This is a genomic window from Pseudochryseolinea flava (genome assembly GCF_003286915.1).
Taxonomy (GTDB): Bacteria; Bacteroidota; Bacteroidia; order Cytophagales; family Cyclobacteriaceae; genus Ohtaekwangia; species Ohtaekwangia flava.
Genome location: NZ_QMFY01000003.1, coordinates 1 through 25,748, shown reverse-complemented (window position 1 = coordinate 25,748; position 25,748 = coordinate 1). Strand labels below are relative to the sequence as shown.

Annotated in this window: 26 protein-coding genes; 16 read left to right on the top strand and 10 right to left on the bottom strand. The window is 41.5% G+C overall.

Going from position 1 to position 25,748, the window contains the following annotated elements:
* Positions 1–35: 35 nt before the first annotated feature.
* Both DQQ10_RS07760 and DQQ10_RS07755 read right to left on the bottom strand, forming a co-directional pair.
* Positions 36–1,415, bottom strand: a complete 1,380-nt coding sequence (locus tag DQQ10_RS07760; protein ID WP_112746288.1) for a sensor histidine kinase — start codon at positions 1,413–1,415, stop codon at positions 36–38.
* A 3-nt stretch (positions 1,416–1,418) separates the two neighbouring features.
* A complete protein-coding gene (locus DQQ10_RS07755; RefSeq protein WP_112746287.1) occupies positions 1,419–2,099 on the bottom strand; it encodes a response regulator transcription factor in 681 nt (226 codons plus the stop codon).
* Positions 2,100–2,298: 199 nt separating this feature from the next.
* Here DQQ10_RS07755 and DQQ10_RS07750 point away from each other — a divergent pair, with 199 nt between their 5' ends.
* Positions 2,299–4,524 carry a bifunctional alpha,alpha-trehalose-phosphate synthase (UDP-forming)/trehalose-phosphatase gene (locus DQQ10_RS07750; RefSeq protein WP_112746630.1) on the top strand — a complete coding sequence of 742 codons (2,226 nt, stop codon included), beginning with the start codon at positions 2,299–2,301 and terminating at the stop codon, positions 4,522–4,524.
* On the opposite strand, the gene DQQ10_RS07745 is transcribed toward DQQ10_RS07750, so the two are convergent.
* Together DQQ10_RS07745 and DQQ10_RS07740 are read right to left on the bottom strand one after the other, a co-directional pair.
* Positions 4,521–4,946 (bottom strand): response regulator, encoded by a 426-nt coding sequence (locus tag DQQ10_RS07745; RefSeq protein WP_112746286.1) that lies wholly within the window; start codon positions 4,944–4,946, stop codon positions 4,521–4,523. The genes DQQ10_RS07750 and DQQ10_RS07745 overlap by 4 nt on opposite strands.
* Entirely contained in the window at positions 4,915–6,426 is a 1,512-nt protein-coding gene (locus tag DQQ10_RS07740; RefSeq protein ID WP_112746285.1) for a sensor histidine kinase, read from the bottom strand. The genes DQQ10_RS07745 and DQQ10_RS07740 overlap by 32 nt, the downstream gene beginning before the upstream one ends.
* 207 nt (positions 6,427–6,633) lie before the next feature.
* Between DQQ10_RS07740 and DQQ10_RS07735 the strand changes: the two genes are divergently transcribed.
* From DQQ10_RS07735 to DQQ10_RS07690, 9 genes are all read left to right on the top strand, one after another.
* Positions 6,634–7,032, top strand: a complete 399-nt coding sequence (locus DQQ10_RS07735; protein ID WP_112746284.1) for a response regulator — start codon at positions 6,634–6,636, stop codon at positions 7,030–7,032.
* Between the two features lie 135 nt (positions 7,033–7,167).
* Positions 7,168–8,268: a mechanosensitive ion channel family protein gene (locus DQQ10_RS07730; protein WP_133259577.1), complete on the top strand. Its 1,101-nt coding sequence runs from the start codon at positions 7,168–7,170 to the stop codon at positions 8,266–8,268.
* Between the two features lie 10 nt (positions 8,269–8,278).
* Positions 8,279–8,803 (top strand): hypothetical protein, encoded by a 525-nt coding sequence (locus tag DQQ10_RS07725; RefSeq protein ID WP_165823847.1) that lies wholly within the window; start codon positions 8,279–8,281, stop codon positions 8,801–8,803.
* A gap of 426 nt (positions 8,804–9,229) precedes the next feature.
* On the top strand, positions 9,230–10,108 hold the full coding sequence (locus DQQ10_RS07715; RefSeq protein WP_112746280.1) for an AraC family transcriptional regulator: 879 nt from the start codon (positions 9,230–9,232) through the stop codon (positions 10,106–10,108).
* Between the two features lie 66 nt (positions 10,109–10,174).
* Complete coding sequence (locus DQQ10_RS07710; protein ID WP_112746279.1) at positions 10,175–10,720, top strand: YceI family protein; 546 nt, start codon at positions 10,175–10,177, stop codon at positions 10,718–10,720.
* The gene (locus tag DQQ10_RS07705) at positions 10,713–11,546 is read left to right on the top strand and encodes an oxidoreductase (RefSeq protein ID WP_112746278.1); all 834 of its coding nucleotides are present in this window, start codon (positions 10,713–10,715) and stop codon (positions 11,544–11,546) included. Before DQQ10_RS07710 ends, DQQ10_RS07705 begins: the two co-directional genes overlap by 8 nt.
* A 122-nt stretch (positions 11,547–11,668) precedes the next feature.
* Complete coding sequence (locus DQQ10_RS07700; RefSeq protein WP_112746277.1) at positions 11,669–12,088, top strand: hypothetical protein; 420 nt, start codon at positions 11,669–11,671, stop codon at positions 12,086–12,088.
* A gap of 14 nt (positions 12,089–12,102) precedes the next feature.
* On the top strand, positions 12,103–12,696 hold the full coding sequence (locus tag DQQ10_RS07695; RefSeq protein WP_112746276.1) for an START domain-containing protein: 594 nt from the start codon (positions 12,103–12,105) through the stop codon (positions 12,694–12,696).
* Between the two features lie 89 nt (positions 12,697–12,785).
* Entirely contained in the window at positions 12,786–13,556 is a 771-nt protein-coding gene (locus tag DQQ10_RS07690) for a helix-turn-helix domain-containing protein (RefSeq protein ID WP_112746275.1), read from the top strand.
* A 772-nt stretch (positions 13,557–14,328) separates the two neighbouring features.
* Here DQQ10_RS07690 and DQQ10_RS07680 read toward each other — a convergent pair.
* The 6 genes from DQQ10_RS07680 to DQQ10_RS07650 all read right to left on the bottom strand — a co-directional run bounded on the left by DQQ10_RS07680 (position 14,329) and on the right by DQQ10_RS07650 (position 20,162).
* Positions 14,329–15,216, bottom strand: coding sequence for an RNA polymerase sigma factor (locus DQQ10_RS07680; protein WP_112746273.1), 888 nt, complete (start codon positions 15,214–15,216; stop codon positions 14,329–14,331).
* A complete protein-coding gene (locus DQQ10_RS07675; RefSeq protein ID WP_112746272.1) occupies positions 15,217–15,696 on the bottom strand; it encodes a hypothetical protein in 480 nt (159 codons plus the stop codon).
* A 190-nt stretch (positions 15,697–15,886) separates the two neighbouring features.
* On the bottom strand, positions 15,887–16,315 hold the full coding sequence (locus DQQ10_RS07670) for an SRPBCC family protein (RefSeq protein ID WP_112746271.1): 429 nt from the start codon (positions 16,313–16,315) through the stop codon (positions 15,887–15,889).
* A gap of 853 nt (positions 16,316–17,168) precedes the next feature.
* A complete protein-coding gene (gene istB, locus DQQ10_RS07660; RefSeq protein WP_112746269.1) occupies positions 17,169–17,918 on the bottom strand; it encodes an IS21-like element helper ATPase IstB in 750 nt (249 codons plus the stop codon).
* 19 nt (positions 17,919–17,937) lie between these two features.
* A complete protein-coding gene (istA, locus tag DQQ10_RS07655; RefSeq protein ID WP_112746268.1) occupies positions 17,938–19,506 on the bottom strand; it encodes an IS21 family transposase in 1,569 nt (522 codons plus the stop codon).
* Between the two features lie 212 nt (positions 19,507–19,718).
* Entirely contained in the window at positions 19,719–20,162 is a 444-nt protein-coding gene (locus DQQ10_RS07650) for a DUF4365 domain-containing protein (protein ID WP_112746267.1), read from the bottom strand.
* 304 nt (positions 20,163–20,466) lie between these two features.
* Here DQQ10_RS07650 and DQQ10_RS07645 point away from each other — a divergent pair, with 304 nt between their 5' ends.
* From DQQ10_RS07645 to DQQ10_RS07625, 6 genes are all read left to right on the top strand, one after another.
* Entirely contained in the window at positions 20,467–21,108 is a 642-nt protein-coding gene (locus tag DQQ10_RS07645; protein ID WP_133259576.1) for a hypothetical protein, read from the top strand.
* Between the two features lie 87 nt (positions 21,109–21,195).
* Positions 21,196–21,600 (top strand): mobilization protein, encoded by a 405-nt coding sequence (locus DQQ10_RS07640; protein ID WP_112746265.1) that lies wholly within the window; start codon positions 21,196–21,198, stop codon positions 21,598–21,600.
* Positions 21,585–22,820, top strand: a complete 1,236-nt coding sequence (locus DQQ10_RS07635) for a relaxase/mobilization nuclease domain-containing protein (protein WP_112746264.1) — start codon at positions 21,585–21,587, stop codon at positions 22,818–22,820. The genes DQQ10_RS07640 and DQQ10_RS07635 overlap by 16 nt, the downstream gene beginning before the upstream one ends.
* A gap of 4 nt (positions 22,821–22,824) precedes the next feature.
* On the top strand, positions 22,825–23,826 hold the full coding sequence (locus DQQ10_RS28225; protein ID WP_245970319.1) for a YWFCY domain-containing protein: 1,002 nt from the start codon (positions 22,825–22,827) through the stop codon (positions 23,824–23,826).
* 27 nt (positions 23,827–23,853) lie between these two features.
* Complete coding sequence (locus tag DQQ10_RS28220; RefSeq protein ID WP_245970318.1) at positions 23,854–24,747, top strand: TraM recognition domain-containing protein; 894 nt, start codon at positions 23,854–23,856, stop codon at positions 24,745–24,747.
* Positions 24,748–24,764: 17 nt separating this feature from the next.
* Positions 24,765–25,550 carry an RteC domain-containing protein gene (locus tag DQQ10_RS07625; protein WP_165823846.1) on the top strand — a complete coding sequence of 262 codons (786 nt, stop codon included), beginning with the start codon at positions 24,765–24,767 and terminating at the stop codon, positions 25,548–25,550.
* Positions 25,551–25,748 lie beyond the last annotated feature (198 nt).

Below are 25,748 nucleotides of genomic sequence, written 5' to 3'. Positions count from 1 at the left end.
AGGAATCAGTCGATTAAATGGACATTAAATCGAAATTAAATCGAATGAACTGTAGGGAGAAGTATGGTGAACGTCGTCAGCTCCTGTGGTCCGGAGGACACTTGAATATTTCCATCATGGAGATGTATGATCCGTCGGGCTAGTGATAATCCAATGCCAAAACCCTTGATGTTTTTATCCGCGCTACTGGCTCGAAAAAAGGGATCAAAAATTCTATCTGCTACATCGGCAGGAATACCAGCCCCAGAATTGGCAAAAGAGATTTCAATTTTGTTATTGTTTCTAAGCTGCAAATTGACATTCACAGTTTTATTGTCCGAGTATTTACAGGCATTGTCGATCAAATTCATAAAAGCTACTCGTAACAGTTGATGATCGCCATTCACAGTGAGTGAACTCTCGTCCAGGTCCATGTCCAACTGAAAATCAATGCTGTAATCATGATGAAATCGCTGTGCCTCTTCTTTGGCCTCCCAAAGCACATCGTCAATTCTGATTTTAGAGATATTGCGCTGAGGTTCGTCAGAACTGGTCTGAGCTAATACGAGTAGTTGTGTGGACAATCGGTTTAGCCCGCGAAGTCCTTGCAGTACTGATCGAAGAATTTTTTCATAGTATGATTTTTCCCGATCGTGAAGCAATGTAACTTCGATCTCGCCTGCCATGACGGTGATTGGTGTCTTGATTTCATGGGAAGCGTTTGCGATAAATGTTTTTTGAGCAAGAAATGCACTTTGCAACCGGGAAAGCATCTTGTTAAATGTTGAAGCCAGCTTTCCCAACTCATCGTGTACCTTTCCTTCGTTAAGACGCTGGTCAAGATTTTTCTCCGTTATTTTTCCAACTTCATCAACCAAGCGCGACAACGGGCTAAGAATTTTTCCAGCATACATCCATCCGAGTATCAATACCAAGACCGCGCTAATGGCAAAAATGGTAATTAGTGTTACGCGCAGATTTTGAAGGGCGTTTCTTCCATATACGTCCAGCGCGACTGCAACAATGATGTAATCAATAGAATCATGCTTAAAGGAAAAGCAAACAACCTCGTGGCTTTCGTGTTCAAATTTAACTTCGCTTCGACTCCTCGATTGCTGTAACAAAGTGGAATCAATCTGTATGGGCGATTTTATCTCGGAGCTATAGATGAGGTTGTGTCCAGCATCATAGATTGCTATATACTGTTCGGGAAGGCTGGCCGGGTTGTTGCGTTCAATCCTCCTGAGCAGATCTGCGTTCACCTCTTCAACTTCCACCAAAATCTTCGCGGTATTGATAGCGCGATTTTTCAGTCGCCGATAAAAATCCTCGGTTCTATAGCTAGCTGATAGGAAATAAATTGAAAAAGAAAATGCAGTTAGAATAATTAAGACAATCGAAAAGAAGATAATCGTAATTCGCGCACGGATATTCATATTTCAGTCCTTGCTTAAAACATACCCAAGACCAATTCGGGTGTGAAGGAGTTTCGGTTCAAATTCTTTGTCGATCTTGTTTCGAAGCATATTGATATAAACCTCTACCACATTGGTGTTGGTTTCAAACTTAATATTCCAAATCTTCTCAGCTAGTTCAGCACGAGAAATAACACGGCCGGGATTGTGCATAAAATACTCTAGAAGCGTAAATTCCTTTGCCGACAATTTAATTGCCTTATCATGCCGTCTGACAATTTTTTTGGACAGATCCAATCTCATGTCTTCAAAACGCAACGTCTCACCGTATACGATATCACCCACAGAAGGTCTACGAGCAAGGGCCTTTACACGAGCAATAAGCTCTTCAAATTCGAAAGGTTTAAGTAAATAGTCATCAGCACCTGCATCAAAGCCAGACACTTTATCCGCCGTAGTGCCCAACGTCGTCAACATCAATATGGGAACGATTGGCTTTTCCTTTTTCAACAACCTACAAAGATCGAATCCATTAATTCCTGGAATCACAATGTCTAGCAACACAACTTGGTAATCCCTACTCAAAGCAAGGCGTTCCCCCATTGTGCCATCATAAGCAAGATCAACCTCTATCGACTGTTCTTCCAAGCCTTGCTTGATAAGGGCGGCCACTTGCTGCTCATCTTCAACAACCAGTACTCTCATCTATTTAACCTTTTTCACGGACATTTTCCAAGTTATGAGCGTTCATCCAGAAAATCCAGAATTTAATATGCTTTTAATTCCCATTTAATCCTGCGCTTTAGCGGTAACAGTCGGCTCCATGATAACTTGCGCATGTAAACCTTTAAACGCACCTGCGGAACCCATGGCCTCGTGCAATGAGTTCTTTAAAATCACCGCTATGTCTAATGAAAAACCGAGAAGGCTTGTAGTTGTTTCCAATCGTTTACCGTTTCAACTGCAACGGAAAAATGGAAAAGTTGAAATGCGGCAAAGCGATGGTGGCCTCGTTAGCGCACTAAAAAGCTATTTTGAGAACGAAGCTGACGATCATAAATTCTCTTCTGTTCTATGGATTGGTTCTGCCGAATTCAGCGAAAAGCGATGGACGAGTATATCGAAGCGCCAGTTGGAATCGCTCCCTTATCAACCAAATCCTATTTTCTTCGATAAAAAATTATACAATAAATTCTACAATGGCTTTTGCAACGCAACCCTTTGGCCACTCTTCCACTATTTTCCTTCCTTCGTCGAGTTCGACAACGACACGTTTAAAGCTTATGAAGAGGTAAATAGAATTTTTGCAGATGCCGTTTGCAATTGTATTCAAGAGGGCGACGTCGTCTGGATACACGATTATCAATTGATGCTCGTACCCTCCATGATCCGACAAAAGTATCAGCATGCAATAATTGGTTTCTTTCTTCATATTCCTTTTCCTTCGTTTGAAATATTCAGACTGCTCAATCGTCCATGGAAAGAAAAAATTATTGAAGGTCTACTTGGGGCGGATTTGATTGGCTTTCACACGCATGAGTATGTTCAACATTTCCTGAAAACAGTTCGCATGATCAAAGGATTTGATCACCATTTTCGGACTATCCTGTTACCAGACACAACCGTGAAAGCCGAGATGTTCCCTCTTGGCATTGACTTCAATAAATTTGCTTCAGCGTCGAAACGAGATGACGTGATTGAAATTAAAAATGCAATTGCCGAAAACTTTTCGTCAAAGAAGATAATTTTTTCCGTAGATAGATTAGACTATACAAAGGGTGTAAATCACCGACTGAAAGGATTTGAAACATTTCTTGAACGATACCCAGACTGGAGAGAAAAGGTAGTCTTTGTGCTCGTGGTGGTTCCGTCAAGGCAAATCATTTCTAAATATAATGAGCGGAAGAAAATGATCGAGGAAGAAATTGGGAGAATCAATGGCAAGTACTCCACTCTTCAATGGCAGCCGGTAATTTATCGCTACTCAAATCTTTCCTTTCAGGAACTTACTGCGATGTACGACGTCGCCGACATTGGGCTTATTACGCCGCTCAGAGATGGCATGAACCTAGTCGCCAAGGAATACGTTGCCAGCAAAAGTGACAAAGGGGTTCTCATACTTTCAGAGTTGGCAGGTGCAGCGAACGAACTAGGGGAAGCCATTTTAGTAAACCCATTTGACAGAGATGAATTGGCAGAATCAATTTTTCGTGGACTCAATTTAGATGACGACACCCAGCGATTATCTATCCAAAGTATGCAGGCTAGATTACAAAATTACACAACGTCGGATTGGTTAAGTGACTTCATTCAACAATTAGACGATGTAAAGCAGGAACAGCGATCGCAGCAGACCAATCTATTGAAGGAAAGCTCAAGAAAGGAGATTCTCTATCACTTTAAGCACGCAAATCGTCGACTATTTCTTTTGGATTATGATGGCACGCTTGTGCCATTTGCTAAGCATCCCTCCCTGGCAACGCCAAACCCAACGGTGATCAGTACGCTAAATGCCATTGCATCCTTTCCAAATACCGACGTCATGATTATCAGCGGACGTGATCGAGGCAGTCTCGAGAAATGGTTTGGGAACCTTCCGGTTACCCTTGTGTCCGAGCATGGTGCAGCGGTTCGACATATTGGCGGCAAATGGGTCGATTACGTAGCAGCTGATCAATCCTGGAAGGATAACGTTCGTCCTACACTCGAAATTTTTCATCAACGCAGTCCGGGATCATTCATCGAAGAAAAAAGGCACACTATGGCGTGGCATTATCGAAATGTTGATCCAGAGTTAGGATTCATTCGCTCCCGCGAATTAGTCGATAGTCTTCATCATATGCTTCGCAACGTATCCCTACAGATAATTGATGGAAATAAAGTGATTGAGATTCGAATACCTGGAATTAACAAAGGTGAAATCACGAAGAATATTTTACAGGGAAAGGATTTTGATTTTATCCTGGCGATAGGGGATGATAAAACCGACGAGGATATGTTTAGAATACTCGATCACTCAGCCTATACGCTCAAAATTGGACCAGGCCATACGATAGCGAAGTTTCACATCAACGAACAACGCGATGTATTACCTCTATTGCATAGGTTTTGTAATAGCGTTGAAAACTAATTTGCTTGTAGGTTCATTAAATCGATCATTAAATTAAAGGCATCAATTGAGGGCGGACTTTCAAGCTTTAATGGCTTTGTGATGAATCCAGAAACTCCCAATTCATTAGCCCGCACCTTGTCTTCCCGTTCATCTGAGGTTGTTAATACAAATATTTTGAGATCTTTAAATCGATCTTCGCTGCGAAGATTCTTTAAGAACTCAAAGCCATCCATCTTTGGAAGATTTACATCCACCAAGATAAGGTCGGGATTGCCATAGAAAAATTCAGCCTGCCTGTTTCGTAATCCCGATAAGGCATCTTCACCGTTTGTCACGATTTTCAGTCGATTAACAATGTTCTTCTTTGCTAGCGTTCGTTGCACCTCGATCTGGTCGAGGGAATCATCTTCAATTAAAAGTATATTGATTACTCTTCGCATGTAATTCATATTTAGGCCACGTAAAAGAAAATATCGAGCCGTTCCCGGACTCGGAGGTCAATTCAATTTTCATCTCTCTTTCATCTAATATTTTTTTAATTATAGCTAGACCAATACCCGTGCTCTCAAATGAGTCCTTTTCCTGTAGCGTTTGAAAGATGTGAAAAATCTTTTCATGATAATTTTGGTCAATCCCGGGACCGTCGTCTTCTACAAAGAATTTATAATGATCTTCATATGTCTTACAATAGACTTTAACCATTCCGACAGGCTTGTCGTGATGTTTAAATGCATTTGAAATCAGATTAGTAAAAACCTGTAACAACGGAACACGTTCGGTCAGAATTATCGGCATCCTGGGTTGAACTCTCAGGTCGATCCCTTGCCTCTTAGGTACATACTCATAAATCTCTCCTAAGAGCTCAGCGGTGTCGACGAGTTCCTTCGTTGGTCTTTCTTTTCCAATACGAGCATAATCAAGAATGCCCTTCAAGAGACTTTCGGCTCTCTTGATTCTTCCTTTGATTAGTAAAAGATATTCTTTAACTCTATCCGGCAGGTCGATACTATGATCTTCTTCGATCCAGGTGACCACATTGTCGATTCCTCGCAGTGGCGTTTTGATATCATGCGATGCAATATGGGCAAACTGGTCCAACTCATCCCGCTGACGACGTAAAAGTGAAATGTTCGCATTCAGAATCCGAGCCATTTCATTTAACGCATGTGCAAGTTGGTTAAGTTCGTTGTTCCCACCCTCCTGTGTAGTCACTTCATAGTTTCCGGCGGCTATAGAGTTCGCCATTTTTACCATACGAAGGATTCTCGTGGAAATGTACTTCGAGATGAACATAGCAATCGCAATACCTACAATAATGGAAATGCCTGTTAGGTAAAATGAAATATTACTTGTACTCCGGACACTTTCTTCAATTTGCACTTTTCGGCTATCTCGGAAACCGTATTCAACATTCGAAAACTGTGAAAACTTTTGCTGAAGGCTTCGTTGAATATCCTTCTCCAATCCGTCAACTACCTTCTGGCGATAAAGGGCGTTGAACGCAAATTTACTGCTGTCGGAAAGACCAACAGATCTTTTCGCCTCTAATAAAGGCATGGCAAATTCCGTCACCCAGTATTTGTGTAGCCCGTGTATTTCGTCAAGCAAAATTCGCTGATCAGAACCCGGCCGTACGAGTTCACCCAAATCATGAAGAATATCTTCGTTTTCAATGATAGCCGAATCGTAAGTCTGGATGAAAAATGGTTCATTGGTCAATAGATATCCTCGCAGGCCACTCACCATGTTCAAAAAGTTTCGCTGGAATCTATTACTGTGACGAATAATCGTTGACGATCTCGCAAACTCCTCTGAGTTTGTATTGATTAACTCCGATTGCTTGTAATTGATATATGTCGTCGTCAAGAACAACAATAGAATTACCGAAAAGCTTAGAAATGTTATATGAGATATTCTCATTTCTCACTAGAGTCATGATGTAAATGACAAAGTTACCGTCCTTCAGATTGAACTTGTCTTGAAAAGAGAAGTTTAATGTCGATTTAATTTCGTTTTTAACTGCACGATACGATCATTTGGGTATGTCCAGAAACACGAACAAAAAGTAGGTGCAAAAGCAATGAAATGGCTAGCAGGGAATTTTTTAAGAATAAAGAAACATTTGAAATGAGGACAGCCGTAATAATCGATGATAACATTGATGAGGTCGAATTACTCGAGCAAGCATTGAAAGAAGCCGACCCATTGATTGACTGCATCTGCTTGGTATTCCCTGACGAAGCACTTTTCGTAATCGAAAATGAATTTAAAATATGCCCGGAGTTTATTTTCTTGAATACGGAAGTGAAAAGAAAATCTGGTATGGCGTGCCTGTTGCGGCTTGGAGTCCTGCCCACGCTTAGAAAGAGCACAATTGTGATACTTACTAAGGTACTTCCGCCTCCACTTGTTGAAGTGTATCAAAACCTCGGAGCAGACTTTGCTTTCCAAACGCCAACGTCAAAATCTCAGTACAAAGATTTGATTTTTGAAGTGATGCAGAAAAGTTCTCGTAACGTAGCATAATTTTCTGACCGGTTGTTGGGTGTGGCGACTTTCATCCTGACGTTACGAATGATCAACATGTATTTAATTTCGATTTAATTTCGGTTTAATCGGTTCCGCCTCCTGTTTTCATGATTCAGTTATACCTTCACTCTTGTGAAGCAAAGTTACGATATGGATAATTTTATCAACCGAGAGATCGTTTATAATTCAATAGCGGACTACTTAGTGGTGGTGGGAATTATCATTGCCGGGATTGTTGTTATTAGAATTACTCGGTTGTTCATCGCTAACCATTGGGCGAAAGGGACGTCGGAACGCGCGCATTTTATTGCAAAAGGGCAGAAGCTAATTATTCCAATCTTGCATGTGCTTTTGATCTTTGCGGCATTGAAATATTTGACATTTCCTGAGCATTGGCTCCCTACCATCAATAGTACGTTCGTTGTCGCTCTGGTATTTTTGATCGTTAGGGCAGTTACAGGTGTTGTAAAAATTGGGATTCACTCATATGTAGTACAGCATCATGAGACCGCAGCGGATCAAAAGCTAAAGCAGATCAATGGAATTGTATTAGTGCTCAATGCAATCATTTGGGTGCTAGGTGTTATCTTCTTATTTGACAATCTTGGATTTAATGTAACTGCGGTTATCACGGGGCTTGGCGTTGGGGGTATTGCCATTGCCCTCGCCGCACAAACAATACTTGGTGACATCTTTAACTATTTCGTAATCTTCTTCGATCGTCCTTTTGAGCTCGGCGACTTCATTATTGTCGACGATAAAATGGGAACAATTGAATACATAGGCTTAAAAACTACGCGCATCAGAAGTCTCCAGGGAGAACAAATTATATTCTCTAACAGCAACCTTACCAATTCCCGAATAAACAACTACAAGAGCATGAAGGAACGCCGCGTCGTATTTGTGTTGCGCATCGTTTACAAAACAAGCCATGACATTCTTCAGCAGATTCCGATTATCCTGCGGGCTATTATAGAGGAGGAAAGAAATACTCGCTTCGATCGCGCGCATTTTGCAAGATTTGAAACTTACAGCCTGGATTTTGAAGTCGTATACTTTATTAAGAGTGGTGACTACAATCAATACATGGACACGCAGCAACGAATCAATCTGGCAATCTGCGTCGAATTTGAAAGGCGAGAAATTCAATTCGCCTTGCCACTATATCATCTGAAATTGGAAAAGCAGGAATTTGAAAATGTAAAGAGCTATGAGAAATATGATTCACATTAGAGTGCCTCGAATGAATATCTTTTCAGTCGTCGCGACCGTATTTTTCGCTACGGCCTGTGGCGCTCCGAAAGTATACTCCGATTATGCAACCTGGGACCGTAACACGGACAAGGGTATACAACGAAGTGAATTCGTGGATAGTTATTTAGCAAATAATAATGCTAAAAACTGGCAATTGGAATCAGGCTCCCTCAACCGTCTAAAATTCACAGAGAGGTTATTTCACCGAATGGATGAGAACAATAGCGGAACGTTGACCGTTGACGAATTCAATCCAAAAATTAAGAAGTTTTCGTTCGGTATGGTCAGCGCAAGTATTTCTTCATGGGATACGGATGATAATGGCATCCTGGTTAGGGACGAGTTCACTGCGGCAGCTTCAAAAAGTAAACTATTTAACTTATGGGACACCTCTGGAGACAATTCAATCAGCGCAAAAGAGCTTGCGGGTGGAATGTTCTATGTGTGCGATCTGAATAACGATCACCATATAGATGAAAACGAATTTAAAGCGTGGCAGGAAAGTATAAATTGATCACTTAAAATTGATATTTGAATGGTGAGGACGCTAGCGGGGTTTTTAACAAACTATTCCGTCATCAGTAAAGATGGGTCGAGACTAGGCATAGTGACGTCTTGTTTACTGGACGTAGAATTGGGCATGATTACGCATCTCGCCTTGAATGTTCATGACCATCAGGTTGCGCTGCCATTCCAGAATTTTATGATTGACCATCGGTTGAAGGAAGTCAGGTTGAGTTTTATGAAATAGTTCTTGACAGTCTAACAAGGGATTGCAACCATCCAGTCATTTACGTTCCGTGACTTCTTGTGGCCGATTGAGGCTACTTACGGGAAGCAGTTGAATAAGGTATACCTAAAAAATAATTAATTTTAGAGGAAAATCGTGGGTCTGACAAGGTTGTCATGAACAGACCAAATTCAGCGGTTCAAAAAATCAATGGCAATAAAAAGTTATTCAATTGGAGATTTCATCAATGACCCTGAAAGTGCAGATGAATTCGAGATTCTTGAATTCAAGAAAATGGCTGAACCTAATGTTGATGATTTTCATAAGCATACTTTTTATGAAATCATATGGACTGACGCAGGTGTAAGCAAACAATTCATCGACTACCAACACTACACCGTCCAACCGAATTCGCTGTTCTTTATTTCTCCCAATCAAATTCATCATTTCGAAGAATGGAAACCGCTAACGGGCGGTACAATACTTTTCACTGAAGATTTTTTCTTGCTGAATCAGAACAACAAAGACAAACTCTTTGAATTAAGCTTTCTGGATAACTTTTACGCAAACCCGTGCCTGCAACTCAAGAAGAGCAACTTCATTGAAATAAAAAATACGATCAACGAACTCCTGCAAGAACAAAGTCGCGCGGACAAAAACGAGACAATCATCCAATCGTTACTTCATTTATTGGTAGCGCGAATCCAGCGATGCATTGATTCGAAAAATCAGACCACGGCACCAAAGCGATCTATTATTCTCTTTAAGGAGTTCAAGAGTGTTCTAGAAAAACATTACACTCAAAACAATACTGCTGCGTACTTTGCTGACAGAATAAATATAAGCACCCATCATCTTAATTTGATATCCAAGTCGGTAACTGGCAAAACTGCCAGCGAAATTATTCGCGAACGAAGGATATTGGAGGTAAAGCGGCTTCTATCTTTCACTAACCAAACTGTGTCGGAGATTGCTTTCAATTTGAATTTCATCGATAGCTCATACCTAGCTAAGGTCTTCAAGACGGAAACAAAAATGTCTCCTCTCGAATTCAAATCGAAAATATCCGAAAAATACCGAATAAGGTAGGGTTTGTCTTGACTCATATCTTCTCCTTCATTGCACCTTTGAATTATCTAATAATTCAGAAATCATATGAAGGCAAACAAAACTTGGAGCTTTGACTTTAGTCATTCACGGATCGGCTTTAGTGTTAAACATTTCGGGATCACGCAAACAGATGGTCTCTTCAAAAAGTATAGCGGAAAAATTCGGACGGACAAGGACGATTTTTCAGATGTTCAGGTTGAACTTTCGATTGAAACCGATAGCATAGAAACGAATGACGCGCAACGCGATGCGCACCTCAGATCGCCTGACTTTTTCGAAGTTGAAAAATTCCCACTCATGATATTCAAAAGTACATCGATTGCTACGGTAGGTAAAGGCATGTACAAACTTTCAGGGGACCTGACGATAAAAGGCTTGTCGAAGACAATCTCATTTGACTTGGAATTTGCCGGAATCGTTCCGAAAGATCCTTTCGGCAACACAAAGGCGGGATTCATACTCACGGGAAAAATCAACAGAAAAGACTGGGGTATCACCTGGAACGCAGCGCTTGACCATGGAGGTGTTGCTGTAAGTGATGAAGTCAAAATTTCATGTCCAATACAATTATTGATGGTACCGAATGAATAAGAAGGTTTGGTTTATTACTGGTATCTCCAGCGGACTGGGGCAAGCCATTGCAAATGCAGCAATTCACACTGGTGACTTTGTTGTTGGAACGTTCCGTCAACAAACGCAAGTAGATGAGTTTAATCGGTTAGGAAAATCAAACGCTCTTGCCATTACAATGGACTTAACAAGACCGGATGATATTGAACGAGCTGTTCAAGTTGTAAGGGATCGCTTTGGCAAGATCGATGTGTTGGTGAACAATGCTGGTTATGGATTGGCTGGAGCTATCGAAGAAACTGCTATTCAGGAAGCGCGCGAAATCTTTGAAGTGAATTTCTTTGGCACCCTAAAAGTATGTCAAGCGTTTCTGCCCATGTTTAGAGCGCAAAGGACCGGCTACATAGTTCAAATTTCATCGCATGGCGGGATCAAGGCATTTGCAGGATTTGGTCTTTACAACGCAAGTAAGTTTGCGCTCGAAGGAATGAGCGAGGCTCTCAAGCAGGAAATACAGCCATTGGGAATACATTTGACCATCGTGGAGCCTGGTCCCTTCCGTACTGGCTTCGCTGGAGATTCGTTTAAACAAGCGATGACTACGATCGATGATTATCAAGGAACCGCAGGTGTATTTCGCCAAAAGATTAAGTCCGTTGACGGAAAGCAAGAGGGCGATCCTGAGAAAGCCGCTGATGTACTCGTCAAACTTGCATCTACACCAAATCCTCCGTTGCGACTTATGCTCGGTAGTGTTGCCGTTGCATCAGTCAGAAGCAAGATTGAATCCGTATCTGATGATCTAAAAAATTGTGAGGAAATAGCCAAACAAGTCGTATTCTCATAATTCAATCTGTACCCATGAGGTTTCAGAAAAGTCTGTCCAAATAGAACAATTTTTAGACTTTTTAGACAAGCAAGTCCGAAACTTCAACCGATACCTTTGCCGCATAACAAAGACAATATATTATGCGATTAAATAAAATCATAAGCATCTTCCTTGGTGCATCAATGTTCGCGTTCGGGTTCCTGAAGTTCTTTGATCCTTTTAGAAGCTGGTACTCTGTGCAAATCGAAACGAGCCAATTGGGAAAAACTTCCTATGCATTAGGTATCATTGGAGAATTAGCAATCGGTCTAATGTTCTTAAGCTTGACGCGTCATCGCAAGAATCTTTCCCATGACGCATACCACTTCGCTTCACTTTTCGCCTCTGTTGTCGTAATCGTTATGATGAGCACAGGGACGTATGTTCATTTACATCCTAATGTTCCAGCGGAAGTTCTTCCACTTAAAGTAAAGCCTCCGTTTATACCTTTATTTTTTCTCATGGCAGCGTGTGTAAATATTGTCATGCTGTTTAAGAGTCGGAATGCTGTACCATCCTAATCGGCCGATGCACCATGAAATCATTACTACTCGTATTGACCGCATTTTTAAGTACTATTTCCTTTTACGCACAGGATTGGGAGTTATCTAAAGAAAAAAATGGAATTAAAGTTTACACCAGAAAAAGTGAAAATAGCCCCATTAAGGCATTCCGCGTTGTGACCACGATGCAAGGTAATATGGGGACCCTTTTGGCCGCACTACGCAATCCCATTTCCTATCCATTATGGTACGACCATTGCAAAAAAACGGAAGTAATTTCGAACGATGGAGATGGATTGATTTACTATGTTGAAATGTCTATGCCTTTCCCGTTTGACAATCGGGACATTGTGTACGAGATGATCGTGAAACAAACAGAGGCGTCAGCCGAAATCATATATAGGGCACTAACCGGAGTTAAAGACGAAACCGATGGTCTTGTCAGAATGGATTACGCAAAAGGTTCCTGGATTATATCGTCTTCGGACGCGGTAACAAGTACTATCATACACGAATTTGAAGGGGACCACAAAGGAAATGTACCGGCTGGGATCGTAAACTTGTTTATTGTACAAGGACCTATCAATACAATTGAACGGTTAAAGGAATATATTCGTAAAAAATAATACGAACGATTTTGATCTCCTCCAGGAAACATTTTGACTTCAACGGCAAATGCTTACTCGAAAAGCTTACAATAAAAAGATCAACTCGGATGAATATAGTTTTTCCTTCTGAGGCTTGTTACCTTTTTGTTCGTGATGGCCGTATAGTGGTGAACGGAAACAACCTTTCATCACCCTTAACCTCCAACGAGGCGGTCGTATTGAATTGCGGCTATTACATAGCAGATTTTGTGAATGCGTCTCCACATGATGTAACTGAAGTACTTGCTATTCACTTACACCCAGATATTCTACGGGAAATATTTCGGAACGAGTTACCTGATTTCGTTCATACCGACGTGGATCCAATCCTTCCATCCAAAGTTATTACAAACTCCGTATTAGAGAGATTTATTGAAAGCCTTACATTCTATTTTGACAATCCTGATATCGTGACTAATGACATCCTTGTTCTCAAGGTCCGTGAATTGATCCTTCTACTGGTGCAATCAACTCATGCCGAAAGTATCCATAAATTGATTACATCGTTATTTTCGCGAAAGAATGTGACGATCGGAGAAGTAATTAAAACACACCTGTATGGCAACTTTTCGATAAGTGAATTGGCAAAATTCTCTGGATTGAGTCTCACCTCATTTAAAAATGAATTTGTATCGTTATACGGAGAATCTCCAGGTCGTTACATTCGCAAGAAGAAAATCGAACGCGCCAAGGAATTATTGCTAACTGATCACCTTAGTGTTAATGAAGTGGCCGATCAGGTTGGCTATAAAGATGTCAGCCACTTTTCAAAATCATTTCAATCAATAACAGGCATCACCCCGACGAGCTTTCGCTCAAATTTCAAAGTCAAACTATAAAGGCTTAATTCTTATAATTCTTTCCGAGTCGCATTAATCCAAATTAAATGTCTTTCTAATTGATTCTGACGACAAGAGACTTTGCAAAGATTCTCTGATCTCCGTGGCTTTTAGAAACGGGTGCTGTCCAAACATTGTCCGATATTCTGACAAGACTACATTGGAATACGACTCGACTTTATCAGAGGCCACACTGTCAATTGCTGCAACCGCATCTCTTTGAAAATGCAAACTCACAGGATCAACAAATCCTAATTTTATATAGCTTGTGGTCTTTCGCGCACAGCGGCAAGGATTGTTCTTGTTTATCAACCCGCATTTGTTATCCATGAAGTTGTAAAGCTGTTGCTTTGCGCGATGAAGTTTTATTCTGAAGTTTTCCTTTGTGATCTCCATCACTTCGCTACCTACGGAATCAGGGAACTCAAAAAGTTCACCCAGGAAACGAATCAGTCATGTCCAGAATCACTTTCATGACTTCGTTCTGTTCAGGAGTGAATTTTTCTTTTTCCATAGTTTGTTTTGTTTGAGAATTTGCAACCATAGCCATCACGAAAAGGCAGGTTGTCATTACGGTGAATTTTAATTTCATATTCGTCATTTAGCAGTTAGACACCGCAGAAAATCGACTGTTACAGTTAAAAATGCCGAATCTCAAAAAAAATGGAAACCAATAAAACGTGGATTTGCACAACGATTATCGTTCCCAACAGATCCTTTCATGTTGGATCGCGTAAAGTCTGTTGGCTTTAGTAGCAGAAGTGAGTACAGCTTATTTTAGATCAAAAGCGCGACTGAAGTTATCGTTGTCCAGGATCTGATTAAGAATTTTGTCAGTCGTGATTCTGGTTGCTTTAAACGGATGTTGCCGAAACAAGTCGGAATAAATTTTATCCCGTTCATTCAACAAATTGTCAACAGTTCTCTCAGAAAGCTCGAAGATTCTGTTTGAAAAATCGGAATGCCATTTAAGATTTTTCGGATTTACATATCCTCTTTCGATGAAACCTTTTGTTTTTCCTGGACAACGGCATGGATTGTCTTTGTTTACCAATCCGCATTTGTTATGCATCCAAGCGTATAGGTCCTTACGGCTACGGCTCAATCGTTGTCTGAAATTGTCGGCACTGATGTTGAATATTTCTGCTCCTAAATTGTGGTCGATCTCAAACACGTCTCCAAGTATATATCTTAGTCGCTGTTCGCGATCCAGACACATGATCATCCCGGCCATACATGCTACCTTCGATTCTTCGATCTCCCACTTCAGCTGCAATTCTTCTTCAACTTGCAATTGCACCACAGGTAAACTCTCGATCAACTGAAAGAAATTCTCGAAGCCTGACTCATACCGCAATTCAAGCGGACCTTTCTTTGTATTCAGAAAATGATTGACTGTAATTCTGTAAAGCCAGGTTCTGAATTGTGCTTTAGCTGAGTCGAATGTCCCGAGATTCGCGATGACTTTGATGAGTACTTCCTGAGTAGCATCCTCGGCATCTGCTATATGATTGAAATATTTAAGAGCTACATTAAAGATGTAGCTTTGATGACCTTCAATCAATTTATTCAACGCGTCCTTACTTCCGGCTAGGCAAGACTTTATGAGCAAGGCATCATCTTGTGGGTTGTAGGCTTTACTATTGAATGGGTTCTTCATCTATTTACACATAAAGAAATGATACGAATCAAGTGTATTGTCTCTAATTGGAGCCAACTCCAGGTATTGACGATCCGAAAGGTACGCTTTCATCTTTGAAGCGTCATCAACTCCGAACAGCGCGATCAGATCTGGTTGTTTGTAATCCAATGCTCCAATCGCAGGCATGCTTTTCATAACCTTTACAAATGCTTCCGCATGAATCCCGTACTTCGAAAATAGTCCACTATTTTCCCCTAGCCTGTTAAACTCTAACATGGCTGTATGATCCAGATTTTCCTTGAATTTCACAAGTGCTATGCCGCGCAGCGCACCGTCAGTTGACTTGGAAAGTATTTCGCTGGCCGATATTTCACTTCCAAAACTGACCGTCATTTTTCGCAAACCCTGATTGCGCACATTACTCAATCGTTGAACTTCTTCATCAGCCATGTACGATTGAAAGCTTATAAGATTTTTAGCAGTAAAAATCTGAATCATGTCCGGTTGCTCAATCCCATTCTCGTTCAATCCAATCTGACCTTTGCCGATCGGTGCTAACTGACGAATGATTTCTATTCCATACTTTTTAAAGAACGGAGCTCATTCATCTGAAACTCTTCCAATTTCTCCATCCCACCTTCATTGAAGTAGAGAAGGCTGACAAATATTATTTTTACGCTGTCCATTATCAATTATTGATAAGATCTTCGATTCCTTTAATTCCACCTTGATACAGTTGGTCTAAGGCAGATGAGACAACTTGCTCCATGGATTGATCCAATAGATTATAGTTTGCTAACCAGGTAACATTTGTTTCACTGTCAGAAAGCCTGGTGACATGAATTGTTCCCAGAACATCCTTCGTAGGTAACATATCCTGCCTATCGATGGAGTACTGAAACACCATTGCATCGTTGTCAACTGCGAGAATCGTTTCTTCGAGAACATTGCCCTGGAAGGTTGTACAAACTCGCTTAGCCCCGGGGCCGGCAGGTCCATCCAGTTCACATTTTTCTATGGCGGAAAACCATTTCTCCAAACCATTCGCTTTTGCGATCACTCCCCACACTTTATCGGATGGAGCATTAATAGTCATTGTAGTAATTACCGATTTCATTTTGTTTGAATTATGCCAGTTATACAACGCAATCGGTCAGGTGTGACGGAAAATCAGAAAAAAATTTGGAAGAATTCTGTGAATTGCATGAAGTATCCCACGCATGCGGCATTGAATAATTTGTCTGAAGACTAAAAACTCAAGTCAGCCAAAAGCGTATATTTGTTATAGAATTGCAGTCAAAAAGTGGTGAGCAAACTGGTGAGCAAGTTGTAAAGCCGCTTCTAAGATATTGAAATAGAGTAGGGTAAGAGGAACATTCGTTTCCCTCCTCGATTGACAATTACGTTCTATTTGGCGTAAGCAGAAAACGCGTATGTTAAATATCTAAGATCTTTTCGATGCGCCGATTTGTTATGCCGGCAGCCCGGGGAGTAAGTAGGTAACAAAGACTATCAGCGACCATAAATTAAAAAAGGTCTTCTAATTCTAGTTGTAGCCACTTTCACCTAATCGCCGATTTAAATCGGAATTTAAGAGACCTATGTTTCTGGCATATTCGTCGAGTAAAGAATTTATGCGCTTACCGAATTTCCAAGGGTAAGCTATTCTGAGACTTTCAACTCTATCAAGATATCCACGAGCCTCATTTAGCAAAGAAGACTGCTGCTTATACATATTGTTCTCATAAATTGCATCTGGATTAATTTTCTCGATCAAGAACCTTATTTTTTCAAGCATGTCATAAAGATTTTCCAGTTCTATGCTTCTGAAAATATTCCTGATTGTAGATTTATTGTCGGGTCTTAACAGATCGGTCTTGGTTGCAAAGTGACTATTCCGGAAAGCCTGACCCACCTATTCCGGTAAGTGATTGACCCACCTTTGAGCGATGAGATTTGATGCGATAAAGCTAGCGTTTTTCCGGTGTATTTTTGATTGACTTTTTTCTTAACGATTCGCCTTTTAATTCGAAGCGGTGTGCGTTGGCCATAAGACGGTCCATGATTGCGTCCGCTAGCGTAGGTTCTGCGATGTACTCGTGCCATTTGTTGATGGGTAACTGGGATGCGATTACGACAGATTTTTTGTTGTAGCGATCTTCGAGGATCTGTAACAGCGCTAGGCGTGTGTTTTGATCCATCGGTGCTAGACCGAAGTCGTCTAGGATCAATAAGCTAACCTTGTCGAGTTGGTTAAGAAGCTTTACGAATGATCCATCAAGCTTTGCCACCATGATCTTTTCGGTAAATCTGTTAAGGTTAAGATATAACGTTTTGTATCCCATCGCACAGGCTTGATGACCAAGTGCACAAGCCAAAAAACTTTTGCCTGCGCCAGTAGCTCCACTGATCAGGATGTTTTCAGACCGGTCGATGTAGCTGCAATCGGCAAGTTGAAGGATTTGCTCTTTAGCCAGATTACGCGAAGCGCTGTAGGATATTTCTTCCAATGATCCTGCATAGCGAAGCTTGCTTAACTTCAGGTATAACTGAGTTTTGTATTGTACACGACTTTGTCTTTCCGCTTCGGAGAGTTGGGCAATAAGGTGATGTGCTTCCGGATGTTGATTAACCGGCAACTGTAAAACGGCTTCGTAGCTTCGCGACATTCCCTGAAGCTTGAGTTCCTTAAGTTGTTCAAGTGTTGCTGTTGTGTTCATTCTTTGAAAGTTTAATTTGTTATTGATATGATTGTGGTCCTCTAATTTGTGAGTGGTCAGGTATAATGGATGAATGATTATCCGAAGGCAATTGATCAAGATGATTCTTCAGTATGTTATTGATGATTCCGTAATTAATTTTCGGAGCATCTTCCGCGCGTTCACAAGCAGCTTCCAGCCTCGCATTGCCATATGCTTTAGCCAATCGAAGGACACCAAGACAGCTATTATAAGTCTGCTCGTAAAACGTATTTGACTCCAGCATTCTCTTGATGACCCGCTGTACGGATTGACCGATGTAGGAAGCCTGACGTAAAAAATCTTCATCGCTCCAGGCGCGTTGCTCTGCTAGATAACGATGTGCAGGTGGGCGATGCTCGATCAACGTCGTATAGCCATTCTTGCGATAACTCCGCTTATGTACCGCTACACGTTTGAGCGCATCATAGATCTCTACGGTATCAGCTGTATAAATGATCTTGAGTCGTTTACCAATGAGCGAATACGGTACACTGTATTGATGTCTGTCTTGTCCGACAATGACATGATAATTACGTTGCACTTTACTCTCTACTACGTGCTTGATCTGATAGGGTGTTGAAGGAAGTTCCTTAAGTTTACTACGTTCGTCATCGATAAAGACTTTCTGACGATTACCTTCTCTTACCTTAAAAGGTCTGGCATTCAACAGCTCAACCTGTTTGCGTATAGCGGTATTCAATTCTTCGATACTATGGAAGGTCTGATGACGAAGCGGAGCATAGATATGTTTGTAAGACAAGTCTACTGCTTTCTCAACGCTACCTTTGTCGCGAGGTTTTCTTACACGCGCTGCTACGATGGTTGTTCCGTAATGAGCAGCCATGTATTCCATTGCTTCGGTAAACTGTGGCTCATAGCGATTTGCACGAACAACGGCAGTGCGCATGTTATCGCATTTGATACTTTGAGGAACGCCACCTATAAACTCAAGTGCATGTCGCAATCCGTTGATAAAATCTTCCTGCTTCTGTGAACGTAGGGCTTCCGCGTAGATATAATGACTGTAGGGTAAAGCACAGACCAACACTTCACAAGTGATCCATTCACCGGTAGATCGCTCAACGTAGCCAAGCTTATCACCCGCAAAATCGATTTGAAGTTGCTCTCCCGGGCGATGTGTAAAATGCATGACTGCTTTATCCCGCTCGGTGCATTTAGAGAGATGTTCACAAAACTGAGAGTATGAATAACCGTCCTGATTTTCTTTGCGGTATTCTTCCCAAAGCAGTTGACGTGTAACACCACGCTTACGAAGCTCGGAAGAAAAATAATCAGCACGCTGTTCGAAGATGGCGTAGCGTTCATCTTTGGTTCTCCCGGTGCGTAGCAGATCGACATCATCGGTATAGACTATTGCGGCAAGCGATTGGTCATCTAAACCCAATGCCTGATGCGTAGTTAAGCCAGCCAGCCTAATCCTGCGTAAATATTCTCTGATCGTATTTCTGGACAGTCCCGTAAGTCGTTCCGTGTGCCGGATACTTTGTCCATTGGATTGTAATTCAAATATTCTTCTGATCTGATGCATACGTAATGGTTGTGACATGGAGCGCTAGTGGTTTACTTTTCGAGGTGTAAACCAACGCTTGTCGGCATCAAATCTCAAGCTCAAAGGTGGGTCAGATCATTTCCGGAATTCCTGGCCATCAGGTGGGTCAGGTAATTCCCGGAATCTTGCCTCCCAGGGTGGGTCAAACAATTTCCGGAATACCCGGGTCTGACCATTTCAGGAATCGGTGGGTCAACTCATTTCCGGAATCACCCGGGGCACACAATTCCCGGAATTCTTATCAGGTGGGTCAAATGATTTCCGGAATATTCAGCAAAGTTTATTCTATAACCTTTTTCGGTGGGATAAATATCGTCATAGCTAGACACAATTTTATAGAAAATATTTTTTGTTACGATGTCAATTTTAAAGAGCATCACTGGTAGCGGCATATTTGTCCAGTATGCCAAATGTTCCTTACTCACATAAACAGAGAAATCTTCCGTTAGGGCGTTTTGCGTGGACTTAACCTGAGCCTTTACGATTATTGAAGTGCTTCTGTTATCATCTTCGCAGATTTCAATTTCAGCGTCAATGCCAATGTCCGCCATAGATTGTATTCGGAAAGGCCAGCCGAAATGGCGCGTTACCCAGTGTCCCAAATAAAAAACTCCCGAGTCGCCGGTGGCACCACCTTCAGTATAGAATTTCATGCTACAATTTAACTTTACTTAAGGTAATATGAATTAATGGAAAGAAAATTAGTAATCTCAATAAAAAATTGATTAGACATGAATATTATGGGTGATATCCTTAATGGTATTAAAGATCGTGTATCCAATCCGTTTATTTTCTCTTTCATGTTTTCCTGGATTTTTTTTCAATTGGCCAATTACTGTCGCGCTTCTTTGGTTTGATCCAATCCAGTTGAAGAGCGAAGGACACGATTCAATATATTCATTTATAAATTCGCACCTTGCCCTGGGTAATTTGTTTTGGCGCCCTTTAATATTTGCTGTGGCGTACACATTGATATCACCTGTCTTACGAAACTTAATTAACATTCTACATGCCGTTGTCGATAAACATGGAGATAAGCGCGTCTTGAAAATATCGGAGGATACCCATGTTCCATTCAATCGTTTTATTCAGTTAAAAAATGAATCAACAGCCCTGCGCAGAGAGCTTAATGATGTATTCGATCGAGAAAAATCTTTACAAAATGAAAAGCAACTGTTAGTCGAAGAGATAAAGAGCTTGAAAGACGACTTTCACTCTGTTCAAGTTGCGAATAATGAATTATTGACATTTCAAAAAGAAGTGAATAGAAATGAAATTATTTCTGGAAATTGGGTCATTACCAGCGATGATCAGCAATACAACGTTCACATCATCAATAATCAAGTTCATTTTTTAGATAAGTATGCAAGAAACAGATTGGATCAACTGTCCATCACGCATTTCTTTTTTGACTCAAGGTATAAGAGGATGTGGTTTTTGATGCTGCCGAGTAACCAAGAGGAGAAAAATAGTTCCAATGACAAATCGCTTTCCGAGTTTAGTGGCCTCTTTTGTGACCTGAAGTTTCAGGGACCAAACATGTTGGTCGGCATGGTCAATAATCGGCAATCAACACAATGGGTTAAAGTGGTTGGTTGATGAACAAACCTATTTTAACGGTTCTAGAACCAGGTGTAACTGTTTGTGATGTGCTAATCTAGGTTCATTTGTGTCAAACATTCGGATATGACACGAAAGAAGATAGAAAGTTCAGAACGTTTAGGCAGAAAGATCGGGCTGCGTGTAACCGATAAATTTTATCATCACCTACTGCTTTTGCTACCAACCACCAATTGCAGGTCTGTTGCAGAATTAGCAAGGGCAATTCTTATTAAAGAACAAATAGTATGGCTGTATAAAGATGCGTCTCTCGATGGCGTCGTTGCTGAATTGTCCTCGATCAAAAGTGAGGTTCGGATGATTGGCAAGAATGTTAATCAGGTCGCCAAATCCTTTAGCAGTGCACCTGATCCTTCGCAGAAGATAACTCAGGCGCTCATTCTCCTTGATGAGTATCGCAAGGTTTCTGATCGATTGGAGCCTGTTATGAAAATCATTGGCCAACTGTCAGAGAAATGGTTGCAAAAGTAATCACCGGGAAAAGTATGCGCGGTGTATTAAGCTACAATGAGCATAAGGTACGCGATGGTATGGCATCATGTATTCATGCGGAGAATTTTGGTCTCGATTCGGGTGAAATGACTTTTCGCATGAAGCTCAATCGGTTTGAGCAATTGATGGCGCTCAATAAAAGAACCAAAACGAATGTAGTTCACGTCTCTTTGAATTTTGCCGTGAATGAAATCCTTGATCAGGATAGACTCATTGAGATTGGTCGAATGTACATGGAGCATCTGGGGTTTGCAGATCAACCGTATTTGATATATGAACATTTTGATGCTGCACATCAGCATATCCATATCGCTACAACCAACATTCGTGGTGATGGTTCTCGGATCCCTCTGCATAATATTGGAAAAAATGTATCGGAGCCGGCGCGCAAGTATGTTGAGGAGTTCTTTGGACTCGTGCAGGCAGAACAACAGGCTAAGCATGAGAAGCTAATATTTCCAACGCGTATTGATCCGATTCAATATGGCAAGCATGAAACTAAACGATCGATATCAAATGTAGTGAATTATGTCACGCGGAATTATCAGTATACCTCCATTGCAGGTCTCAATGCGGCGTTAAAGCAATTCAATGTCGTTGCTTACCAAGGGGAGCCCGGTACAGCTATGTATGAACGCGGCGGCTTGCAATACTCCATAATCGACGTGAATGGAAATAGGGTAGGTGTGCCCATCAAAGCTAGTTCTATTCACGGAAAGCCCACACTCAAATTTTTGAAAGGGCAATTTGTGCTCGGTGAGAAACTACGATTGTCCCACGCTCAATCATTGAGAGATAAGATTGCCACTGCAATGGGCGTGTCAAAATCGTTTCAACAGTTAATAGAGGTTCTGGCTCAGAAAAACGTTGTGTTGCTACCGCGATTGAGCGTTGATGGGAAGGTATTTGGAATGACGTTCGTCGATAATGAAAGTAAAGTTGTATTCAAAGGTAGCGACCTGGGTAAGCAGTATAGTGCAGCAAATATTTTAAAATCATTTGGTCCGGTTCCTTTGTCTGAGGGAGTGTTGAAAGACGAATCGAAAAGAAGTTATGACGTTGAGGTGCCGGTGGCAATTCATGGTACACCGGGGTTTGATCATGCCATAGAGATGCTAATGAAATCGCAGTCGAGCGTTGATGGCGTGCCTGCAGTCGATCGCCGACGTAGGAAACGGAAGAAACGCATTAAACGATAACCTTATGGCAACAGGGGAAAATGAACAAGGCCTTAGAAAAGTCATGGACTGGACACGCGGGCTAAGTAACGGGCTATTGGTCTTACACTGCTATCAATGTGCTGTGGAGACATTTCATGCCCCGGTCATTCCTGGTCGCATCATCAATGGATTATGGGAGGTGCTGCGCCGAAATATTTTATTTGATGCTCAAGTATATGCAAAGCTCGGCGCGTTTGTTTTGCTTTTATGTTCATTACTCGGAGTTAAGGCAAAGAAAGACGTAGATACTAATCCATGGGGTCCCGCGGTTTTGCTAAGCCTCGGTATAGCTTTTTATTGGGCTATCGACGCGAGATTTTTGATGCAATTAGGTTTTTCGAGTACCAGCTACGTGCTATGCGTTACAGTTGGATACATTCTCGTATTGACCGGCGGCGTACGAATGCACCGCATAATCCGGTCTCGGTTAGATAAGGATATTTTTAATCACTTAAATGAATCGTTTCCGCAGGAGGAACGATTGATCGAGAACGAATTTTCGGTCAACCTAAAGGCGCGTTACCGGTCAAGGAAAGGCTCCCGAAATTCATGGATCAACATTATCAATCCGTTTCGTGCACTTCTTGTCATCGGAACACCGGGCGCTGGTAAATCATACTTTGTGATCAGACATGTCATCACACAGCACTTGGCTAAAGGGTTTTCGATGTTTGTCTATGATTTTAAGTACGATGATTTATCCATTATTGTTTACAATCACTTGCTCTCAAATCGCGGCGCATTTAAGGTCGCACCAAAGTTTTATGTTATCAATTTTGAAGACCTATCGCGCAGCCATCGGTGTAATGCGTTAGAACCATCTATGATGAATGACATCACGGATGCAGCAGAATCGGCGCGCACAATTATGCTTGGTCTCAATCGGGACTGGATTAAAAAGCAGGGAGATTTTTTTGTGGAGTCTCCAATTAACTTCGTTACTGCGATTATATGGTTCCTGAAAAAATATAAAGGTGGCATTTAATGTACCCTTCCGCATGTCATCGAACTCATGCAGGTTGAGTACAAGATTTTATTTCCACTGCTGGCAAGGGAGCCGGAAGTTGACGTGTTAATCAATCCTTTTGAGTCGGCCTATCGTCACGAAGCCTGGGAGCAACTTGAAGGACAAATTGCGAGCGCGAAAATCGGCGTTGCTCGGCTCGCGTCTCCACAGCTTTATTATATTCTTTCAGGAAATGATTTTTCCCTTGACATCAATTCGCCGACTGATCCGAAAGTCGTATGTATGGGAAACAACCCACAGAAGCAGCAAGTGTATGGTGCTGTGTTGTCTTTATACATTTCAAGGTTGATTAAGATCGTAAATAAGAAAGGCAGGATAAAGTCGAGTTTGATCTTTGATGAATTTCCTACAATATATTTCAACGGGATAGACGGGCTGATTGCCACCGCAAGGTCGAATAAGGTAGCAACAACACTCGGTGTTCAGGATTATAGTCAGCTCAAGAAAGATTATGGGCGGGATCAAGCTGAAGTTATTATGAATATTGCTGGAAACGTCATCAGCGGACAAGTAGTAGGGGATACCGCCAAGACGCTTGCCGAACGCTTTGGGAAAATTGTACAGCATCGCGACAGCATTAGCTTGAACAGTAACGATACTTCAGTGAGCAAATCTTCACAGCTGGATTATGCGGTTCCCGCTGCTAAAATCGCAGCGCTTTCTTCAGGGGAGTTTGTAGGGATGGTTGCAGACAATCCAGACCAGAAGATCGATCTCAAAATGTTTCATGCGGAAATTGTCAATGATCACGCGCAAATCAATGCGGAAATAAAACGTTACAAGGCCATTCCTGTGATTCGAAAGGTGAGCCTCTCAGATGTTCAGGACAACTATTACAGGATTAAGAATGATATAAGACTAATTGTTGATGGTTACTAAACTAAATGATAGCGGTTATGAAAATCTTGAAATTTTGCGATGCATTAGAAGCAAGAATGAAATCTGAATTAAGTGGGAGCGACACTGCTCGCGATTACGCGTCCGTCGCGTTAGTTTATGACAAGCTTAATTCAATGGTGATGGAATTACGTGAGTTTGTTGTGCGAACCGGGTTTTCGGATCGGGAAGAAGAAATTCAATTTTTTAAGTTTCGGAAGCCGATTTTTATGAGTCAGCAGATCTATCATAAAAAGCTTTTTAAACTGCTGGTGCAGAAATCTTTTAGAAGTTTTGACGAGCAGAAAAAACTTGTTCAAGATGTTCGAAACAAGCTTGAGCAATTCGCGGTGCAAAACTTTGATTTTTATTGCTATTGCATGGGAACAGCGTCGCACCTGGACGCGCAATATTTTTCAATGCAGCTTGGTGCGGATGGGCAGGTGGATCCGTTTTGTACGCGATATGACTTGAAGCTTTCGAAACTTCTTGCTAACAATATGTTACTCGAGTATCTCAATGGTGTTGACGATAAGAGAACGACGTCATCTGCTAACCTGCGATGGACTGGTTCAAAGTCGGCGCTGGTAGAGCTTGTGTATGCTCTGCACTTGGTCGGCGTATTTAATAACGCTACTGCAGACATTGTCAACATTGCCGATGAGCTTGGCGGTTTCTTTGGAATGGATTTAAAGAACTATCGCCGCATCTTTATAGACATCAAAGGAAGGAAGACTGGACAGTTTCTGGTGGATCGCATGCAGCGGAACTTTCATGAGCGCATAGCGGAGCATGATGGTGGTTAGTTGTTAAAACCAGTCAATCATTTTATTGGATGAAATGTTTTTGAAACGCTATACCAGTACCAGGAGGCCGTCTCAAAAGTCATGAGGCGGCTTTTTTTGTTTTTTTTGGGTTAATCTAGTTTGAAAAATGTAGGCGCGTGAAATCTTCGTCACTCATGCGGTCGCTTTTGCAAGATTGTGCGCTATGGCTAGTAAACC

Coding starts and splice junctions, on each gene's coding strand:
- DQQ10_RS07755 (WP_112746287.1), bottom strand. CDS start 2,099: ATGAGAGTACTGGTTGTTGAAGATGAGCAGCAAGTGGCCGCCCTTATC.
- DQQ10_RS07625 (WP_165823846.1), top strand. CDS start 24,765: ATGAAAATCTTGAAATTTTGCGATGCATTAGAAGCAAGAATGAAATCT.
- DQQ10_RS07715 (WP_112746280.1), top strand. CDS start 9,230: ATGGCAATAAAAAGTTATTCAATTGGAGATTTCATCAATGACCCTGAA.
- DQQ10_RS07695 (WP_112746276.1), top strand. CDS start 12,103: ATGAAATCATTACTACTCGTATTGACCGCATTTTTAAGTACTATTTCC.
- DQQ10_RS07675 (WP_112746272.1), bottom strand. CDS start 15,696: ATGATTCAGATTTTTACTGCTAAAAATCTTATAAGCTTTCAATCGTAC.
- DQQ10_RS28220 (WP_245970318.1), top strand. CDS start 23,854: ATGCAGGTTGAGTACAAGATTTTATTTCCACTGCTGGCAAGGGAGCCG.
- DQQ10_RS28225 (WP_245970319.1), top strand. CDS start 22,825: ATGGCAACAGGGGAAAATGAACAAGGCCTTAGAAAAGTCATGGACTGG.
- DQQ10_RS07710 (WP_112746279.1), top strand. CDS start 10,175: ATGAAGGCAAACAAAACTTGGAGCTTTGACTTTAGTCATTCACGGATC.
- DQQ10_RS07705 (WP_112746278.1), top strand. CDS start 10,713: ATGAATAAGAAGGTTTGGTTTATTACTGGTATCTCCAGCGGACTGGGG.
- DQQ10_RS07725 (WP_165823847.1), top strand. CDS start 8,279: ATGAATATCTTTTCAGTCGTCGCGACCGTATTTTTCGCTACGGCCTGT.
- DQQ10_RS07745 (WP_112746286.1), bottom strand. CDS start 4,946: ATGCGAAGAGTAATCAATATACTTTTAATTGAAGATGATTCCCTCGAC.
- DQQ10_RS07690 (WP_112746275.1), top strand. CDS start 12,786: ATGAATATAGTTTTTCCTTCTGAGGCTTGTTACCTTTTTGTTCGTGAT.
- istA (WP_112746268.1), bottom strand. CDS start 19,506: ATGTCACAACCATTACGTATGCATCAGATCAGAAGAATATTTGAATTA.
- DQQ10_RS07650 (WP_112746267.1), bottom strand. CDS start 20,162: ATGAAATTCTATACTGAAGGTGGTGCCACCGGCGACTCGGGAGTTTTT.
- DQQ10_RS07750 (WP_112746630.1), top strand. CDS start 2,299: ATGTCTAATGAAAAACCGAGAAGGCTTGTAGTTGTTTCCAATCGTTTA.
- DQQ10_RS07760 (WP_112746288.1), bottom strand. CDS start 1,415: ATGAATATCCGTGCGCGAATTACGATTATCTTCTTTTCGATTGTCTTA.
- DQQ10_RS07670 (WP_112746271.1), bottom strand. CDS start 16,315: ATGAAATCGGTAATTACTACAATGACTATTAATGCTCCATCCGATAAA.
- DQQ10_RS07740 (WP_112746285.1), bottom strand. CDS start 6,426: ATGAGAATATCTCATATAACATTTCTAAGCTTTTCGGTAATTCTATTG.
- DQQ10_RS07640 (WP_112746265.1), top strand. CDS start 21,196: ATGACACGAAAGAAGATAGAAAGTTCAGAACGTTTAGGCAGAAAGATC.
- istB (WP_112746269.1), bottom strand. CDS start 17,918: ATGAACACAACAGCAACACTTGAACAACTTAAGGAACTCAAGCTTCAG.
- DQQ10_RS07735 (WP_112746284.1), top strand. CDS start 6,634: ATGAGGACAGCCGTAATAATCGATGATAACATTGATGAGGTCGAATTA.
- DQQ10_RS07635 (WP_112746264.1), top strand. CDS start 21,585: ATGGTTGCAAAAGTAATCACCGGGAAAAGTATGCGCGGTGTATTAAGC.
- DQQ10_RS07700 (WP_112746277.1), top strand. CDS start 11,669: ATGCGATTAAATAAAATCATAAGCATCTTCCTTGGTGCATCAATGTTC.
- DQQ10_RS07680 (WP_112746273.1), bottom strand. CDS start 15,216: ATGAAGAACCCATTCAATAGTAAAGCCTACAACCCACAAGATGATGCC.